We start from the raw sequence: 17,588 nt of genomic DNA, 5'->3' as shown, positions 1-17,588 counted from the left end.
AGCGTTTTAGTTGGCAGAAAGTTCATAGAGTTTACTATAATTTAATCAATACCGGCCAACTTTCAGGCGCTTCAAATGTTATGATAAAGGTCATATTATTGATATAGATTTGGGCTTATTTTAGAATACAAACGAACACGTTATGAAAACCATCCTTGTTCCTACAGATTTTTCGGATGTTGCCAGAAACGCTTCTGAATATGCGGTGCAATTAGCTAATCAAATCGGCGCGACAAAATTGATTTTTTATAATGCATACCAGGTACCTGTTGTTGTTGATGCAATGGTAGCGCCGGTTGAGCTGATCGGTGTTGATGAAATAAGAAAATCCAGCGAAGAAAACATCCAGAACTTTATTGAAGGCCTGAAAGAGAGAACCAATTCCGGAACACTCGTTTTCGAGGCGATGAGTGAGTTTAATTTATTATCAGAAAACATTGATGATATATGTAAAGAGTTGAACGTTGATCTGATTGTAATGGGCGTAACCGGTGGCGGAAAAGCTAAAGAAGTATTAATTGGCAGCACAACCATAAGCGTGGCGAAAAATACAAATGTCCCGGTAGTGATAGTTCCGGCCGAAGCAACATACACACCTATTAAACAAATTGTGCTGGCCTGCGACTTTAAGAAGGTGGTAGAAACTACGCCGATTGAGCCTATCAAGCTACTTCTTGATACAACAAAAGCAAAATTGCTGGTATTAAATATAGATCACGAACAAAAGAAGTTTACCGCGGATACTCCTTTTGAAAGCCTGATGCTGGACACATTGCTGCAAGGATACAATCCTGAATATTACTTTGTTGACAATCCCGATTTCACCGAAGGCATCAACAATTTTGTGCTGGAAAAACATGCAGATATTATCATTACTATTCCTAAGAAACATGGATTATTTGATAGCTTGTTCAGACGCAGCCACACCAAAATGCTGGCGTTTCACAGCCATGTGCCTTTGATGGTGATTCATGAATGATCGAATCAGAAAATTCTTTTGATAAGCACTGTAAATAAAAATGTCCATATTACTATGGACATTTTTATTTTAGGTTTCAATATTAGAAAAATCGTAATTCTGTTTCTTATTTAACCTTATCCATTTGGAACGTACCGCTCAGGCTTGCGCCTGCGATATCTTTCCAAACGCCATTTTTAAGCTTCCTGTTCATTGGATCAAAAATGGCTGTAAGAGACTGAGTAACTTTCACGTTGACGTTTATGGAGTGAATCTCAGCTTTTAACGTGTCGTTTGATAACTTCCAGGTTCCGGCAGAATAATAAGTTACATCGTCACCGCCCTTACCTTCAACCAGGATATCACCTCCAGGTTTAATGCTAAAGCTGTAAAACTGCGGATCCTGCGTCAGTTCGTTTACCGTATAAGTTCCTATCCACAATCCTTCAATAGTCGTTGGATAGGGTTTGTCGGTATCTTTTTTACAGGAGTAAAAGCTTATTGTTAGAAAAGACAATAAGAGAAGCGAGCACAGTCTTGATTTCATATAGTTAGGGTTTTATAACGACAAATATATAGCTTTCAATGGCGGATCAAAGTAATTCGTCGAGAAAATGAGATTAAAATTTATCGCATTAAAAAGGAGTGCCATCTCTGACACTCCTTTTTAATTTATAAGAATTTGATTACTTTCTTCTCAACCAAAGTTCCGGATTAAGATTGCTTCCCTTATCATTCGTAACCATAAAAGTTAACAATCCTTCTCCGTCACTTCCGGCAGCAACACGCCCAATAACGGTACCGGCCTTCACATGCTGACCTTTTGAAACACTAACAGAAGAAAGATTGCTGTAAGTAGTAAAGTATTTACCATGGCGAACCACTACCGTCTGGTTATCGAGGTCCACAATTGTAGAGACTTCTCCATCTGCCACTGCTTTAATTGTAGCACCTACATTCATTGAAATATCAATTCCATCGCTGTTTCCGCGCAAATTAGTTCCGGGTATCTGGTAAACGCCAAAGTGAACTGCCACAAAGCCAGCATCAGCCGGCCATGGTAAGCGTCCTCTGCCATTCTCAAAATTCAGCGATTGGGTCAACCCTTCAGTAGTAGATTCCAATGGACTATATGTCCTGTCTGGCCTCGCCGGAGCAGTAACATTACTTGCCACTTCATTTGTTGTAGCTGGCTTGTCATTTTTGGCAACAGGAGCATTATTTTCTTTTGTTTCGGGAACCGTCGTTTTACTTTCGTTATTTGTTTTTGCAGCAGCCGCGGCATCTGCCGCCTGCTTTTGCTTAGCCAGCTGCTGTTGTTGCTCAAGCAGCTTGCGCTTCCGTTCTGCTTCCTGCCTGGCTATACGCTCACGTTCCAGTCTCTCCTGTTCTCTCTTCTTTGCTTCGGCAATTTCTTTATTGATGATTGTTCTTAATGCAAGTTGAAGTTTACTTCTCGTTCTTTCCCTATCCTTTATCTGTGCGGCTATATTTTTTTCATCACTTTTCAATTTGGAGAGCACATCATTAACCTCTGTCCGGTCATCCTGCAGCACTTTTAATTGTTTGTTCTGTTCCCCTATGTTACGGTTTTTATCATTCTTGCTTGAGGCCAGCTGTACAGTTTTTTGCTGCAGCACTTGCTGAGTCTTCAAAATGTTGCTTACCTGCGTTTCTCTATACTGGCGATAGCTTTTCAGATAAGCTATCCTTTTTATCGCGTCATTGAAACTTGTAGCCGAGAAAAGGAAGTTGAGATAATCGTAATTGCTACGGTTTTTATATGCAAAAACAAGACTTTTCGCGTAGTTATCCTTTAGCGTATCCAATTCTTTCTTGTACCTGTAGATATCCAGATTGGCTGAATAAATTTCATCGTCAATCTTGTGCATTTCCTTATTCAGGTTATTCACGAGGTCCTCACGCGCCCTGATCTTGCGTTGCAATAATGTATACTGGCTGAGAGATTGTTTCTTGTTATTCTTTGTTTCCTGCAGACTTCTGTTTAAGTCCTCAATTTCCCTTTGCAGATCTTGCTGCTTTTTTTGAATTTCTTCTTTGGTCTGCTGAGCATGTAACTGGGCAGACATTATCAAGACCAAAAATGAAAAAATTATCTTCCTTATCATTAGATGCAGGATTTAGTCACAATGTAATTTCAGAATTTTAACGCTAATCAAAAGTAAATATTATCTCACTTTATAATTTTTACCTATAGCAAAAGGAAAGGTCTGAGGTTTATTAAACTCAAACTGCTTATAAGTAAGATTTATATCCAATTTCGATTTTTCCGCAACCGAAATGCGGCGGAATTTTGAAAAAAGGAACTGATCCACCCTTTCAAAGTCTTCGTAGGTAATGTCACAGGTACGGTTACGGACCGTGTTAACATCGTCAAGCTTACTATGAAGAATCCGGTAGTCGCTTGTATCAAACGTCACCAGGTTTTTAAAAAGCTTACCCATTATCATTACGAGCAATTCCCTTCCATTATTGCGATAGGATACAATATTGCTATCCAGAAAAATCGGATTTCCAACTATCAGATCCTGCAGATTATAAAAATTCAGCGGTACTTCAGACAGCTCCTGCAGGTAGCTGATACTCCTGTATTGAACCGTCTTTTTTAGTTTGTTCATCAGTTGCACGCTGTCCTTATCCACCAGCAACCGGAACCCCTCAATGCCTAACGGGCCGGTAAGTGAAATCCATATCAGGCTGTCTTTTTGCATGCGGATGTTGGCTGTTGCCTGATCGCTGCCGTTTTTGCCTTCATATTCAACTTTAATCTTTGCGCTAAACGTTTTAAAGTCGATCTTATTCTTTTGAACTGAGGATATAATATTCTTGATAAGGACTATAGAATCTACCTTTTCTTCCGGCTTTATAAAAACAGTCTGTGATGTATCTTTTTTTGAAATTGCATTCTCTATTCGCTGCACCTTTTTGGCAGGCCTGCAAGATGCTAAAACCACAATACCGGCCATTATATAACAAACTACTCTCATTCAAATGATTCTTTTCTTGATTAAGGTTTCATTTTCAAAAAGCCATTATAGTTTCCCGGTATGACCGAAACCACCTTCTCCTCTTACAGTTTCAGTAAGTTCATCCACCAATAACCATTCCACCCTGTCCACCTTTTGAATAACCATCTGTGCTATCCTGTCTCCGTGACTAATTTCATGATCTTCGGAAGAAAGGTTGATCAAAATAACTTTCACTTCTCCCCTGTAATCGGAATCAATGGTACCGGGCGTATTCAGGCAGGTAATTCCGTGCTTGATCGCAAGACCGCTTCTTGGTCTTACCTGTGCTTCATATCCTTCAGGCAATTCCATAAACAAGCCGGTAGGAACAAGAACGCGTTCAAGTGGTTTTAATACGATCGATTCGATAAGGTTTGCGCGGATATCCATTCCGGCAGACCCGGAAGTGGCATATGAAGGCAATGGGTTGGCAGATGTATTTACTATTCTAACTGAAACGGGATTATTCATTCTGTAATGCTTAAAAAGTGTTTTGTAGTGAAAACCCATAAACCGGATTTCATTCCTGTTTTACGCCTGCAATAATACGGAAGCGTAAGCAACGAGCCCTTCTTCGCGCCCTACAAACCCCATTTTTTCGGTAGTAGTGGCTTTTACGGAGACGTCTTTATCTGAAATGCCGACGATCTGCGCAATTACCTGTTGCATTTGAGGAATAAAGGGTTTGATCTTGGGTTCCTGTAAACAAAGAGAGGAATCAATATTAACCACATTATAGCCTTCCGCTTTAACCAGCTCTACTGTCCTTTTTAATAATATTTTGCTGTCAATTCCTTTGAACTCTTCTGAAGTATCAGGAAAATGATAACCGATGTCGCCAAGGCAGGCAGCCCCAAGCAGCGCATCACAAATGGCATGCAGTAATACGTCCGCATCACTATGTCCTAAAGCTCCTTTTGTATGTGGCACTTTAACGCCGCCAATCCAAAGGTCTCGTTCTTCTACCAGTTTATGAAAGTCAATGCCAAATCCAATGCGTATTTTCATTATACTTTTGTTTAATATGTAGTTAGTAAAAAGGCTTCGCCCTTTGCTTATGGCCTAAAAACAGAGGAGCGAAGGTAACAACTACCCTCGCTCCATAAAAGTTTTTAACTAATTGAACTTTATTATTCTTGTTTGTCCAGATCAAATGTGAGTCCCAGCCTGAGTGTATTAGATAACGGGTTACGTGTAACGCCATTTCCTGAAGGCGCCAGGTAAGAAAAATTGAGACCAATAAAATTGTATTTTACACCTACACCAGCAGTAAAATATCTTCTGTCACCGGCTTCTTTTGTTTCGTAATAATAACCCGCACGGGCAAAAAACTGGTCGTTATAATTGAACTCAGCTCCGAGCGCTATACTATATGCATTGTTGCTGAAAGATTTAAACCAACTGGAGAAGATCCCAATATTATGATAATCATTAATTGCAGCATTGTCTACCGCAGAATCGCCGGTTATTACAGGAGCTGCGGGAACGAGCAGCTTGTTGATGTCTGCAGTTAGCGAAAATTTACTTGTTTCTTCTACTACCCAGGTATAAGAACCACCAAGCCCCAGGTTTGCAGGAATAAACTCTTTTGTTATCGCATTATCAGTATACCCGATTTTTGATCCGAGATTGGTTATTGCAAATCCCCACGCAAAACCTTGTCCGTTCTCATCTTTTAAGTCGTTATATAAAGAGATATCACCCGCAACTGAAGTTCCGGCTTTGTATGAAACACCATTTGCAGTAATACCTTTCGCCAGGCTTGAATTAATATATCTGAGCGCAACTCCCATGCTCAACCGGTCGGTAAGTTTACGCGTGTAGCCAAAGTCAATACCAAATTCGCGGGGCCTGCTCGATCCTATGGGATTTCCCATTGCGTCGGTAAAATCAATATTTCCCATATTAAAGTACCTGACGCCCATGTTTATAGCTTGCTCGTCGTCCAGCTTGTAATATCCGGATGCTGCAACGAGGTACACATCTTTGGTAATATCTCTTAACCAGGGCGTATAGTTAAGTGCTATTCCTGAATTTGCTTTGGCAAAAGGTACTTTTGAAAGATTGTAAAAGCCTGAACTGGCATCGGGTGCAGTTGAAATTCCTACATCGCCCATACCACCTGCACGGGCATCCGGAGAAATCCGGAGAAAGGGCACCGCGGTTGTAACAACATTTATAGAGTTATTGGATTGAGAAAATGCCACATTAGAACTACAAACAAAACCCACGAGCAGCCCTGCAGCAAATTTCATTAATTTCTTATTCATTCTTGGTGTTTAATTGATTTAAAGTCAGCCAATAAGTAACGCTATTGGCAGCCGGTTAAGTATCGTAAATAATGTGCAGGTAAAAATCAGGTCAATATGTACTAATTTAGTAGTCAGGATTTTTTGGTTGAACAAATGTGCTATTTTTTTGCCACTTTAACAAGAACTGTACAACTATTTCCTGCTATGTTGTTAAAATTTAAATATTTTCACCCCTAGATTTGCATCTTTGAAATCCATTATATTCGCAAAATGTAAGATTGGCAACAATAAAATATTTATTGTTACCGTTCATATTCTGTAAAACCGGCTTTAACAATGGTAAAAACACTTAAAAACAGTATTCTGGCCCTTCTACTGCTTAGCTTGGCTTCTTCTTGCAGTCTTTTTCATAAGAAACAAGATAAATCCACGGTAACAGGATGGAATTACAATGATAAAAACCAGGGAGGATTTTATGTTCCGAAAGCAAAGGACATCAAAACCGGACCGGGTTTGGTATTTGTGCAGGGTGGTACGTTCACAATGGGAGCATCGCAGGAAGACGTAATGGGTGATTGGAACAATATCCCCCGCCGCGTTACGGTGAATTCTTTCTTTATAGACAAAACTGAAGTAGCAAACGTTCACTACAGGGAATATTTATACTGGCTGGAAAACGTTTTTTCCGATCCGCAATATGCTGCCGTTGTTAAAAATGCCTTGCCGGATACTTTAGTTTGGCGCAGTGAACTGGCCTATAACGAACCAATAGTAGAATATTATTTCCGTCACCCAGCCTATAACTACTACCCTGTGGTAGGTGTAACCTGGCAGCAGGCGCATGACTTTTGTATCTGGAGAACCGACCGTGTAAACCAGATCGAACTGATCAACGAAGGCTTTCAGAACAAAAACGTATTAAAGCAAGAGTTAAATGGTGGCGGACAGGAAAACTTTAATACCAAATCTTACTTAATGGGCGAATACCAGGGAGTTCCGGGTAAACCTAAAAAGAATCCGTTGAAAGATGCTCAGGGACGCCCCCGTACTACCGTTAAATTCGAAGATGGTATTTTACTACCTGACTACAGATTGCCTACAGAAGCTGAGTGGGAATACGCCGCGCTGGCATACATCAGCGCAAATCCTCAACCGCGCAAGAGTGAGAAGAAAAGGGGTGAGGAGTTGATTGCCAACAAACAGGTTTATGCATGGCAAAACGATGGCTTTGATAACTTAAGATCTACAAGGCACGGTGCATGGCAAGGTGCTTTTCTTGCCAACTTCAAACGTGGTAATGGCGACTACATGGGTACTGCCGGTGGTTTGAACGACCGTTCTGCAATACCTTCTGAAGTAACATCTTTCTTCCCGAATGCATTTGGTCTTTATAACATGAGTGGTAACGTAAGCGAGTGGGTAGCCGATGTTTACAGACCTACAACAGGATTGGAAGAAGACGATTTCAACCCATATCGTGGTAACGTATTCAAAAAACTCGACGTGAGCGGCGGCGAAGGTAATCTTCGCGACAGCCTTGGCCGTATGAAATATATTCCTGAGAATGATTCCACATTGCGTAACCGCAGGAACTACCAGCGTTCTTATGCTATCGACTACCTTGATGGTGATTCCCTGAGCCAGGTTAACTATGGCTATGGCATCACAACACTTATCAGCGATAAATCGAGAGTGTATAAAGGAGGTAGCTGGAATGATATGCCTTACTGGTTAAGCCCCGGCACGCGCCGTTATATGGAAGAAGATCAGAGCAGCAATGCCATCGGTTTCCGTTGCGCCATGACGCATTACGGAGCTCCTGAAGGAACAGCCGCTAAAACAAAAACCGGTAACTTCTTCCCGAAACGCAGACAAAAGAGATAAGGAAAAGGTAAATAAGAAAAAGCCATTTTGCGATTGCAAAGTGGCTTTTTTCGTTTTACTACAATGGAAAATTGACAATTGAAAATATGTGTATGCAAATGTGCGAATGAGCATATGTGCAAATGTGCGAATGTGCGGTCATTAAAATTATATTAGACTACAGCAGTTCATAAGCTTCGCTTCAATTCATTTTCAATGTCGCCGCCTCCATGATGTCAGTCGGCCAGGAATTTTCACTTATCCATTATTACCGCCATGTGCACATTCGCCCATGTGCACATTCGCACATTACCATTGTCATTTTCAATTGTCCCCGCCTCCGTGATGTCAGTCGGGCAGGAATTTTCACTTATCCACTTTACCGCCATTTGCACATTCGCCCATCTGCACATTCGCACATTACCATAGTCATTTTCAATTGTCCCCGCCTCGGTGATGTCAGTCGGGCAGGAATTTTCACTTATCCACTTTACCGCCATTTGCACATTCGCCCATCTGCACATTCGCACATTACCATTGTCATTTTCAATGTCCCCGCCTCCATGATATCAGTCGGGCAGGAATTTTCACTTATCCACTTTACCGCCATCTGCACATTCGCCCATCTGCTCATTCGCACATTACCATAGTCATTTTCAATGTCCACGCCTCCGTGATGTCAGTCCGCCAGGAATTTTCACTTATCCATTACTACACTCATTTGCACATTCACCCATCTGCACATTCGCACATTACCATAGTCATTTTCAATTGTCCCCGCCTCCGTGATGTCAGTCGGGCAGGAATTTTCACTTATCCACTTTACCGCCATTTGCACATTCGCCCATCTGCACATTCGCACATTACCATTGTCATTTTCAATGTCCCCGCCTCCATGATGTCAATCGGGCAGGAATTTTCACTTATCCACTTTACCGCCATTTGCACATTCGCCCATCTGCACATTCGCACATTACCATTGTCAATTTTCCATTAACATCTAATTCTTCCCATTAGCGCTAAGCACCGCCACATCTGAAGCAACTGCATATTTTCTTTCACCAATTTGTTGACGCCACATCGCGTAATACAACCCTTTTTCCATTAACAATTCCTGGTGGGTGCCAACTTCAACAATACGTCCTCTTTCCAACACAAATATTCTGTCAGCATGCATAATGGTGCTCAGGCGGTGTGCAATTAACACCGTGATTTGCTCCTTGGCCGCGGAGATATTTTTAATAGTAGAGGTGATCTCCTCTTCGGTTATAGAATCAAGAGCGGAAGTTGCCTCGTCAAAAATCAGCAATCTTGGCTTTCTTAACAAGCTGCGGGCGATACTTAGGCGCTGCTTCTCCCCTCCGCTGAGTTTAAGACCGCCTTCTCCAATGACCGTTTCTATGCCTTTCTCGGCCCTCTCCAGTAAATTTTGACAGCTGGCCTTATACAACGCATCCATCAACTGCTCCTCATTTGCGGAAGGATTGACAAAAAGTAAATTTTCTCTTATTGTGCCGGCAAACAGCTGTGTGTCCTGGGTTACGAAACCTATTTGTGTGCGCAGCTCATCAAAATGAATGTCTTCACTATCTGTATTGTTGTACAATATCCGCCCCTCCTGTGCCCTGTATAAACCGACAAGCAGTTTTACAAGAGTGCTTTTACCTGCACCCGACGGACCAACAAAAGCAATGGTATCGCCCCGGTTTACATCGAAACTGATATTTTCCAATGCTTTAAATTGAGCTGACTGGTGCTTGAAACTAACGTTCTCAAAAGTAAGCTCACTAATTTTTCCGATAGATGCTGGCCTGGCAGGCGCGGGTTCCACTTTCTTAAGCATCAGATTATGAAAATTGAGAAGCGATGCCTGGGCTTCCCGGTAGGAAAGTATAATATTGCCAACTTCCTGCAGCGGTCCGAAAACAAAGAAAGAATAAAAGGTAAGTGTCATTACTTCACCGGCTGTAAGCTTTCCTCTAAAAACCAGCCATGCCAGCGCAAACATGATCACCTGGCGGAGAAAGTTCACAAAGGTTCCCTGTATAAAACTCAAGGCACGCAGGCTTTTCACCTTTTTTAGTTCCAGTCCCAGAATTTTATACGTATTCTGGTTCAGGCGGTTGATCTCCTGCTCGCTTAACCCAAGACTTTTCACTAACTCAATATTTCTAAGCGATTCTGTTGTACTTCCCGCCAGGGCATTTGTCTCTTTTACAATGCTTTTCTGGATGATCTTAATTTTCTTACTCAGCACATTCATTAACGTGGCCAGGCCTACCATCCCAACAATGTAAATCGGCATAATTGACCAATGCAGGTTGAAAGAATACACCGAAATGAAAACAATACCCACTAATACGGTAAACAACACATTCACAAAAGAGAGAATAAATTTTTCTGTGTCTGTTCTTACTTTAGAAAGGGTAGATAATGTTTCACCGGAACGCTGATCTTCGAAATCAGAAAAAGGAAGCTTCATGGAATGCTTTAATCCATCTGTAAAGATCTTTGCGCCAAACTTCTGAACGATAACATTACTAAAGTAATCCTGGAAAGCTTTGGCTATTCTCGAAACCATCGCTACACCGATGAATATCCCAAGAAATCTCAGCACACCCCAAACAAATTGCGATTGGGTTCTTTCGCCTGTTTTTACAAATTCCTTATGAGCGTCGTAGTATCCAATATCTCTGGGAAATCTCAAAAAAGAATCAAAGAATTTCCCAAAAAAGTAAGGATCGAGCATCGAGAAAATCTGGTTTATAGCCGCCATCAGCAACGCTACAGCCACGAGCCATTTATACGGCTTAATATACTGCAATAGAATTTTCATACTTCACTTCAAATTATTTAGTGAAATTAATCAGATAAATGACAACTAAAAAACAACTAACTCCTGTTAGCACATTCTGTAACAGTGTACAGCCCGCAATTTTTATTAAGCTTTAGAATACAATTTGTAAATTCGTTGTGTATGGATGTGCAATCAAAAGTTGTTGAAGTGTCGTTGCCCAAATACACACTAAATGAAGAGCAGGAACGTAAGGAAATTCTTCGCCATTATAGAGCTTTATTACGCAGTTTAAGAGCCAAATTAAAACGAGGTGACAAAGAACTGGTTCGAACAGCATTTGAAATGGCTGTTGAAGCTCATAAAACTATGCGCAGAAAAAGCGGTGAACCCTATATTCTTCACCCGCTTGCTGTTGCCAGAATTTGTGTTGAAGAAATTGGCCTTGGCGTACGCTCCACTATTTGTGCCTTATTGCATGATACGGTAGAAGATACAGATATTACCCTTGAGGACATTGAAAGAGAGTTCGGAGCCGAAATAGCGAGAATTGTTGATGGATTGACAAAAATCTCCAATGTTATTGATACGAACAGTAGTCAACAGGCTGAGAATTTTAAAAAGATCCTACTTACACTTACAGATGATCCCCGCGTTATACTCATAAAACTTGCGGACAGGCTGCATAATATGCGTACGCTGGACTATATGAAGCGCGAGAAGCAGCTTAAAATAGCCAGTGAAACGGTTTGGGTGTATGCGCCACTTGCACATCGCATGGGTCTGTATGCCATTAAAACAGAGATGGAAGACCTCTCGATGAAATACCTTGAGCCGGAAGCGTACAAGGACATCGCCAGGAAACTTGCTGAAACCAAGAGGGAACGTACCCGTTACATCAATGAATTTATCAAGCCACTAAAGGAAACACTTCAGAAATCGAATTTCAATTTTGAAATTTATGGCAGGCCAAAAAGTATCCACTCCATCTGGAACAAGATAAAGAAGAAGGCTGTTGCGTTTGAAGAAGTATATGATCTGTTTGCAATCCGTGTGATTCTGGATTCTCCTACAGAAAGAGAAAAAGAGGATTGCTGGAAAGTGTATTCTTTGATTACAGATCAATACACGCCTTCTCCGGAACGTCTGCGTGATTGGCTGAGTAATCCTAAAAGCAATGGTTACGAAGCGTTGCACACCACCGTGATGGGGCCACAGGGAAAATGGGTTGAAGTGCAGATCAGGACCAAACGCATGAATGAAATTGCGGAAAAAGGTCTTGCTGCTCACTATAAATACAAGGAAGGAAGCAACGACGAAGACAGATTTGACAAATGGTTCAGCCAGATCCGTGAAGTTATCGGCAGCCAGGATACGGATGGTGTTGACTTTCTGCAGGACTTTAAAACGAGCTTTCTTGCTGAAGAAATTTATGTGTATACCCCCAAGGGGGATGTCAAGATGCTACCCACCGGCTCAACAGCACTGGATTTTGCATTTTCCATCCACTCTGCTATCGGTAGTAAATGTATCGGGGCGAAAGTCAATCATAAACTGGTTCCCATCAGCCATAAACTGCGAAGTGGCGACCAGGTTGAAATAATTACCAGCAGTAAGCAGAAACCCAATGAAGACTGGCTGGGTTTTGTTGTTACGGCAAAAGCCAGAAGCAAGATAAAGGACTCGCTGAAAGAAGAGAAACGCAAAATTGCCGACGAAGGAAAATACATTGTTCAGAGAAAACTGGAAGGTATTGGCGCGGCATTTAATCAGCATAATATTGATGAGCTGGTGTCTTTTTATAAGGTTACTTCTCAGTTGGATCTGTTTTACAATGTTGCCATTAAACATACGGACCTAAAAGAGCTGAAAGAGTTTCATGTTCTGGGTGATAAGCTGGAGGCTCCAAAACCGCAGAAGCCAGTAGAGGTTAAAACAGAAACAGAGTACAAACCTCACCCGAACAAAAAAGATTCAGAGCTTATCATATTTGGTGAAAGCAGCGATAAGATAATGTATTCACTGGCCAAATGTTGTAATCCCATTCCAGGTGACGACGTTTTTGGATTTGTAAGTACGGGAAAGGGTTTGATCATTCACCGCACCAACTGCCCAAATGCAGCACAGATGATGGCCAACTATGGGCATAGAATAGTTAAAACGAAATGGGCGAAAAACAAAGAAATATCCTTCCTTACCGGATTAAAGATAATTGGAATGGATGATGTGGGTGTGATCAACAAAATCACCAATATCATCAGTGGAGAGATGCGGATCAATATTGCGGCGCTTACGATTGAAAGCGGCGAAGGCTTGTTTAATGGGCGGATCAAAATTTTTGTGCACGACAAGGAAGAGCTTGAAGAACTGGTAATCAGGTTAAAGCAGCTGAATGGCATCCATACTGTTGACCGCTTTGACGCAGAAGAAGTCACCAGTTAACTGGAATTATTCATATCAGACTCATGACAAAAACGCCCGGCTCACACCAGGCGTTTTCTGTTTCCCCCAATGACTGCTTATTTTTTGCCGCCAAAAGTTTTGGAAATCCCTAAACCAGCGCCACGACCGAATGTTAGACCGAACGTACTTGCAGAACTACTACCATCATATTTAAAGCTTTCAAATCCGATTCCGCCGAAGTTTATATTAACGCCAAAGCCGTTTTTTACATTGATAAATATTGCCGGAGTTATGTTTGCACCGAATCCATTTCCTTTCAATTCCGGATTTCCATCAACCATTGGAAAGCCATTCATATTGCCTGTAAATACGCCCTCTACGTTTGCATATCCAGCATTCAACTGACCGAACAGACTAAACACTTCTGATAATTTTTTGGTATAACGCAAAAACGGGCCGGCTTGAAAACCTGGATTTTTGTCTTTTGCTGCATATATGCCAAGGTTCGCACCAACGGTCCAGTTTTCCCCAAAACCAAAACCTACGCCGGGGTTAAAACCAACCTGTGAATAATCTTTCATTGTGGTTAAATCGACATTACCATATAGTAAGGTCGTTCCTTTTTGTGCCTTAGCACCAGCAGCCAAACCCAGTATAACTAAGCCAGTTAATAATAGTTTTCTCATACATTAAATTTTTTAAGGTTTTTAATTTATTATGAACCAGTAAATAACGGCGGCAAAGAAATGCTGAATGGTTCAGAAGAGAAGTATCGGCTAAATCATAAGAATGCCGGTAAAATGTTTTTCGGTTATCATAGGATTTTGCCCTTTTAGTGGCTTCTTATCACGATTGCCTGCTCAGTATTATGCCGCTATTGAATGCAAACAGGCAATAAAACACCCGGGCATACAAAAAATCACTCTTTGAAGCAGTTTTAGAAAGATTATGGTATTGTTTTAAAAATGAATTCTTTTAAACCACTTCTGGTATTTATTTTTGCTGCTCACTAACAAATACTTCAATGGTTGACGTAATTCTCGGTTTACAGTGGGGCGATGAAGGCAAAGGAAAGATTGTTGATTATTTCGCGCCAGGCTATGACATTATTGCCCGTTTCCAGGGCGGCCCTAACGCAGGCCACACCTTGTATGTTAACGACAAAAAAGTGGTACTGCACCAAATACCATCAGGCATCTTCCATCAAAACACGATGAACCTGATAGGTAACGGCGTTGTTCTTGACCCTGTTACACTGAAAAGAGAATGCGAAACCGTTGCAGCTTTCGGTATAGATGTGAAAAAGAACCTTTTTATTTCTGAACGTACAAATATTATTGTTCCTACGCATCGAGCTTTAGACAAAGCATCTGAACATTCAAAAGGTGAAGGAAAAATCGGAAGTACACTGAAAGGTATCGGCCCTGCTTACATGGATAAAACCGGTCGTAATGCATTAAGAGCTGGCGATCTGCTTGATAAAAATTTCGTTTCCCAATATATTAAGCTTCGCTTAAAACATCAGAAATTACTGGATACTTATAACTTTAATGATGATATTTCCAGCTGGGAAGATGAGTTTTTTGAAGCAATTGAATTCCTGCGCACGCTGAATATTGTTAACGGAGAATACTTCATCAATAACAAAATAAGCGAAGGAAAAAAAGTATTGGCAGAAGGTGCGCAAGGCACTATGCTGGATATTGATTTCGGAACTTTCCCGTTTGTAACATCATCCAATACAATTTCGGCGGGTGTATGCACAGGTCTGGGTATTGCTCCTCAGAAGATCAACCAGGTGCTTGGTGTTACTAAAGCATATTGTACAAGAGTTGGTAGCGGACCATTCCCTACTGAACTGGAAGATGCAACAGGTGAAGAACTAAGAAAGATCGGAAGCGAGTTTGGTGCAACTACCGGCCGTCCAAGACGTTGCGGATGGATTGACCTTGTAGCGTTAAAATATACCTGCATGATCAACGGCGTTACGCAAGTTGTAATGACAAAAGCAGACGTACTGGATTCCTTTAAAACATTGAACGTTTGTACGTCTTACAACGTAAATGGAAATGAAACTGAAGAAGTGCCATTCCAGATGACAAGGGTCAAACTTGAAGCTAATTATAAACAATTTGCCGGTTGGGACATGGATACGACTGCTATAAAAAATGTAGCAGACCTTCCATCCAACATGAGCAGTTATATAGATTTTATTAACTCATATATCGGGGCTCCTGTTAAGTATGTATCTAATGGTCCGGGCAGAGATCAGATAGTTGCATTATAATTTATCAGGCACTGAATTTGATGCGCAAAAAAATATTTTGTTGATTAAAAAACTCGTTGAAATTTTACGCAGTTAATTCTCCAGGACTATGGCAGCAAAATCTAACAAAGAACCAAAATCAACCGGTCGCAAAGCGACACCGAAAGACACCAATGAACCAGCGTCATCTAAACCTAAAAAACAATTGGAAGAAGATGATGATGATGATGACATTGAAGATGATGAAGACGTAACGCCTTCAAAAAAAGCTTCAGCTAAAGGACCATCAAAGAAATCCAAAGCTGATGATGACGATGATGACGACGATGATGATGATGATGTAGACGATGATGATTGGAATAAAGCAGAAGAAGATGAAAATTGGGATCCGGACTTTGATGAGTTTGATATCCCAAAATCTAAAGGAAAGAAATCCAGTAGCGGAACTAGTGGAAAGAAAGGTGAAGATGATGATGATTTTAAATTAGACGAAGACTTTAAAGAGTTTGATCTCTTTAATGATTCGAATGGATTTGATGACGATGATGATGATGATTTTTAATTGCGTTCTTTAAGTGCAACGTAACACAGCTACCTATTCTATTTCAGATAACAGGCTTTTTAAGCAGCAAATGTTGAGTTGGGCCAACCAATTCAACATTTGTTGTTTTTTGGATAATCATGAATACAGCCTGCCTCATACATCAACCGAATGCCTTGTTGCAGCAGGTGCTCTCTCATATATAGAAGCCAACCAAAATGCGCTGCTTAAACTTCAGGCATATCAGTATCATACTAAAGACTGGATATTTGGTCACATCAGTTATGATGTAAAAAATGAAATTGAACAGCTAACCTCCGGCCATCCTGACCATATTCAATTCCCTTCTGTTTTTTTCTTTCAGCCAGAAACGATACTGCAGCTCAACAACGGCATTTTAACCATAAGCTCTGCAACACTGGCTCCTGAAAAAATAATGCAGGAGATTTTAAAGCAGGTTCCTTTAAAAGAAACAACTCAATCAGCCGGAATAAAAATACAATCCTCCATTTCCAGGAACGAGTATATCGATAAGATACATCTCATTCAGAAAAAAATACTGCAGGGCTATTGTTATGAATTAAATTTTTGTCAGCAATTCTTTTCTGAACATGCAGTTATCGATCCGTTAGCAACCTATCATCATCTTACATCAATATCCCCTACTCCGTTCGCCACCTATTATAAACTGAGAGATAAATATCTGTTGTGTGCAAGCCCGGAAAGGTATATTCAAAAAAAAGAAGACATCATTTTATCGCAGCCGATTAAAGGCACTGGCAAACGGGACTTATCAGATCCACAGAAAGATGCGTGTTTAAAAGAACAGCTAAGAGCCAGCTCAAAAGACAGGAACGAGAATGTAATGATCGTAGACCTGGTGAGGAATGATCTAAGCAAAATCTGCAAAGAGGCATCTGTAACAGTTGAAGAGCTTTTCGGCATTTATACTTTTCCCCAGGTGCATCAAATGATCTCAACAATTAAGGGACATTTAAAACAGGATGTTGGATTTACCGATATTCTCCGCGCTACATTTCCAATGGGTTCAATGACCGGCGCACCCAAACGTAAAGTGATGGAATTAATTGAAGAGTTTGAAGTTTCTAAAAGGGGGATCTACTCCGGAGCGGTAGGCTATATAACACCGGAAAACAATTTTGACTTCAACGTTGTGATCAGAAGCATCATATACAACCAATTAAACAAATATCTTTCATATCATGTTGGCGGTGCCATTACAGGCAACAGCATTGCTGAGAGCGAATATGAAGAATGCCTGTTAAAGGCGTCGGCCATTGAACAGGCATTACATATAAACAGATAACTGCGAGGTTAGATAAACCAGGAAGTCTGTTTAAAGACTATTTAAATCTCAATGTCGTTGAATTAGGGAAAAATCTTTTCAAACAAGTACGATTTACGAAGCCTGCCCGAACTGACTTCATTCAGGCGGGTACGAAGTACTCAGATTTAAAGAGC

General features: G+C 40.9%; 15 protein-coding genes. 6 read left to right on the top strand and 9 right to left on the bottom strand.

Annotated elements, in window-relative coordinates:
* The first annotated feature begins 142 nt into the window (after positions 1-142).
* Positions 143-979 (top strand): universal stress protein, encoded by an 837-nt coding sequence (locus QTN47_RS01250; protein ID WP_369327487.1) that lies wholly within the window; start codon positions 143-145, stop codon positions 977-979.
* A 106-nt stretch (positions 980-1,085) separates the two neighbouring features.
* On the opposite strand, the gene QTN47_RS01245 is transcribed toward QTN47_RS01250, so the two are convergent.
* The 6 genes from QTN47_RS01245 to porV form a co-directional block, all read right to left on the bottom strand.
* Positions 1,086-1,505, bottom strand: a complete 420-nt coding sequence (locus tag QTN47_RS01245; RefSeq protein ID WP_369327486.1) for a hypothetical protein — start codon at positions 1,503-1,505, stop codon at positions 1,086-1,088.
* A 139-nt stretch (positions 1,506-1,644) separates the two neighbouring features.
* On the bottom strand, positions 1,645-3,087 hold the full coding sequence (locus QTN47_RS01240; protein ID WP_369327485.1) for a murein hydrolase activator EnvC family protein: 1,443 nt from the start codon (positions 3,085-3,087) through the stop codon (positions 1,645-1,647).
* Positions 3,088-3,147: 60 nt separating this feature from the next.
* On the bottom strand, positions 3,148-3,966 hold the full coding sequence (lolB1, locus tag QTN47_RS01235) for a lipoprotein insertase outer membrane protein LolB1 (RefSeq protein ID WP_369327484.1): 819 nt from the start codon (positions 3,964-3,966) through the stop codon (positions 3,148-3,150).
* A gap of 45 nt (positions 3,967-4,011) precedes the next feature.
* Positions 4,012-4,458, bottom strand: a complete 447-nt coding sequence (gene dut / locus QTN47_RS01230; protein WP_369327483.1) for a dUTP diphosphatase — start codon at positions 4,456-4,458, stop codon at positions 4,012-4,014.
* Positions 4,459-4,518: 60 nt separating this feature from the next.
* Positions 4,519-4,995: a 2-C-methyl-D-erythritol 2,4-cyclodiphosphate synthase gene (gene ispF / locus QTN47_RS01225; RefSeq protein ID WP_369327482.1), complete on the bottom strand. Its 477-nt coding sequence runs from the start codon at positions 4,993-4,995 to the stop codon at positions 4,519-4,521.
* A gap of 122 nt (positions 4,996-5,117) precedes the next feature.
* Positions 5,118-6,257: a type IX secretion system outer membrane channel protein PorV gene (gene porV, locus QTN47_RS01220; RefSeq protein ID WP_369327481.1), complete on the bottom strand. Its 1,140-nt coding sequence runs from the start codon at positions 6,255-6,257 to the stop codon at positions 5,118-5,120.
* Positions 6,258-6,575: 318 nt separating this feature from the next.
* Here porV and QTN47_RS01215 point away from each other — a divergent pair, with 318 nt between their 5' ends.
* A complete protein-coding gene (locus tag QTN47_RS01215; protein WP_369327480.1) occupies positions 6,576-8,123 on the top strand; it encodes an SUMF1/EgtB/PvdO family nonheme iron enzyme in 1,548 nt (515 codons plus the stop codon).
* A 233-nt stretch (positions 8,124-8,356) separates the two neighbouring features.
* Here the strand turns inward: QTN47_RS01215 and QTN47_RS01210 are convergent, their stop codons facing one another.
* Positions 8,357-8,632: a hypothetical protein gene (locus QTN47_RS01210; RefSeq protein ID WP_369327479.1), complete on the bottom strand. Its 276-nt coding sequence runs from the start codon at positions 8,630-8,632 to the stop codon at positions 8,357-8,359.
* A gap of 470 nt (positions 8,633-9,102) precedes the next feature.
* Positions 9,103-10,938, bottom strand: coding sequence for an ABC transporter ATP-binding protein (locus QTN47_RS01205; RefSeq protein WP_369327478.1), 1,836 nt, complete (start codon positions 10,936-10,938; stop codon positions 9,103-9,105).
* A 141-nt stretch (positions 10,939-11,079) separates the two neighbouring features.
* Here QTN47_RS01205 and QTN47_RS01200 point away from each other — a divergent pair, with 141 nt between their 5' ends.
* The gene (locus QTN47_RS01200) at positions 11,080-13,338 is read left to right on the top strand and encodes a RelA/SpoT family protein (protein WP_369327477.1); all 2,259 of its coding nucleotides are present in this window, start codon (positions 11,080-11,082) and stop codon (positions 13,336-13,338) included.
* Positions 13,339-13,415: 77 nt separating this feature from the next.
* Here QTN47_RS01200 and QTN47_RS01195 read toward each other — a convergent pair whose 3' ends face one another.
* Positions 13,416-13,985 carry a signal peptidase II gene (locus QTN47_RS01195; protein WP_369327476.1) on the bottom strand — a complete coding sequence of 190 codons (570 nt, stop codon included), beginning with the start codon at positions 13,983-13,985 and terminating at the stop codon, positions 13,416-13,418.
* Between the two features lie 338 nt (positions 13,986-14,323).
* Between QTN47_RS01195 and QTN47_RS01190 the strand changes: the two genes are divergently transcribed.
* The 3 genes from QTN47_RS01190 to QTN47_RS01180 all read left to right on the top strand — a co-directional run bounded on the left by QTN47_RS01190 (position 14,324) and on the right by QTN47_RS01180 (position 17,433).
* Positions 14,324-15,586 carry an adenylosuccinate synthase gene (locus tag QTN47_RS01190; RefSeq protein WP_369327475.1) on the top strand — a complete coding sequence of 421 codons (1,263 nt, stop codon included), beginning with the start codon at positions 14,324-14,326 and terminating at the stop codon, positions 15,584-15,586.
* Positions 15,587-15,674: 88 nt separating this feature from the next.
* Positions 15,675-16,127 carry a hypothetical protein gene (locus QTN47_RS01185; protein ID WP_369327474.1) on the top strand — a complete coding sequence of 151 codons (453 nt, stop codon included), beginning with the start codon at positions 15,675-15,677 and terminating at the stop codon, positions 16,125-16,127.
* Positions 16,128-16,140: 13 nt separating this feature from the next.
* On the top strand, positions 16,141-17,433 hold the full coding sequence (locus QTN47_RS01180; RefSeq protein ID WP_369327473.1) for an anthranilate synthase component I family protein: 1,293 nt from the start codon (positions 16,141-16,143) through the stop codon (positions 17,431-17,433).
* Positions 17,434-17,588 lie beyond the last annotated feature (155 nt).

This window comes from Danxiaibacter flavus (genome assembly GCF_041060425.1).
GTDB classification, from domain to species: domain Bacteria; phylum Bacteroidota; class Bacteroidia; order Chitinophagales; family Chitinophagaceae; genus Danxiaibacter; species Danxiaibacter flavus.
Note: the sequence above shows the minus strand (reverse complement) of the source record. Positions and strands in the feature narration are given on the sequence as shown.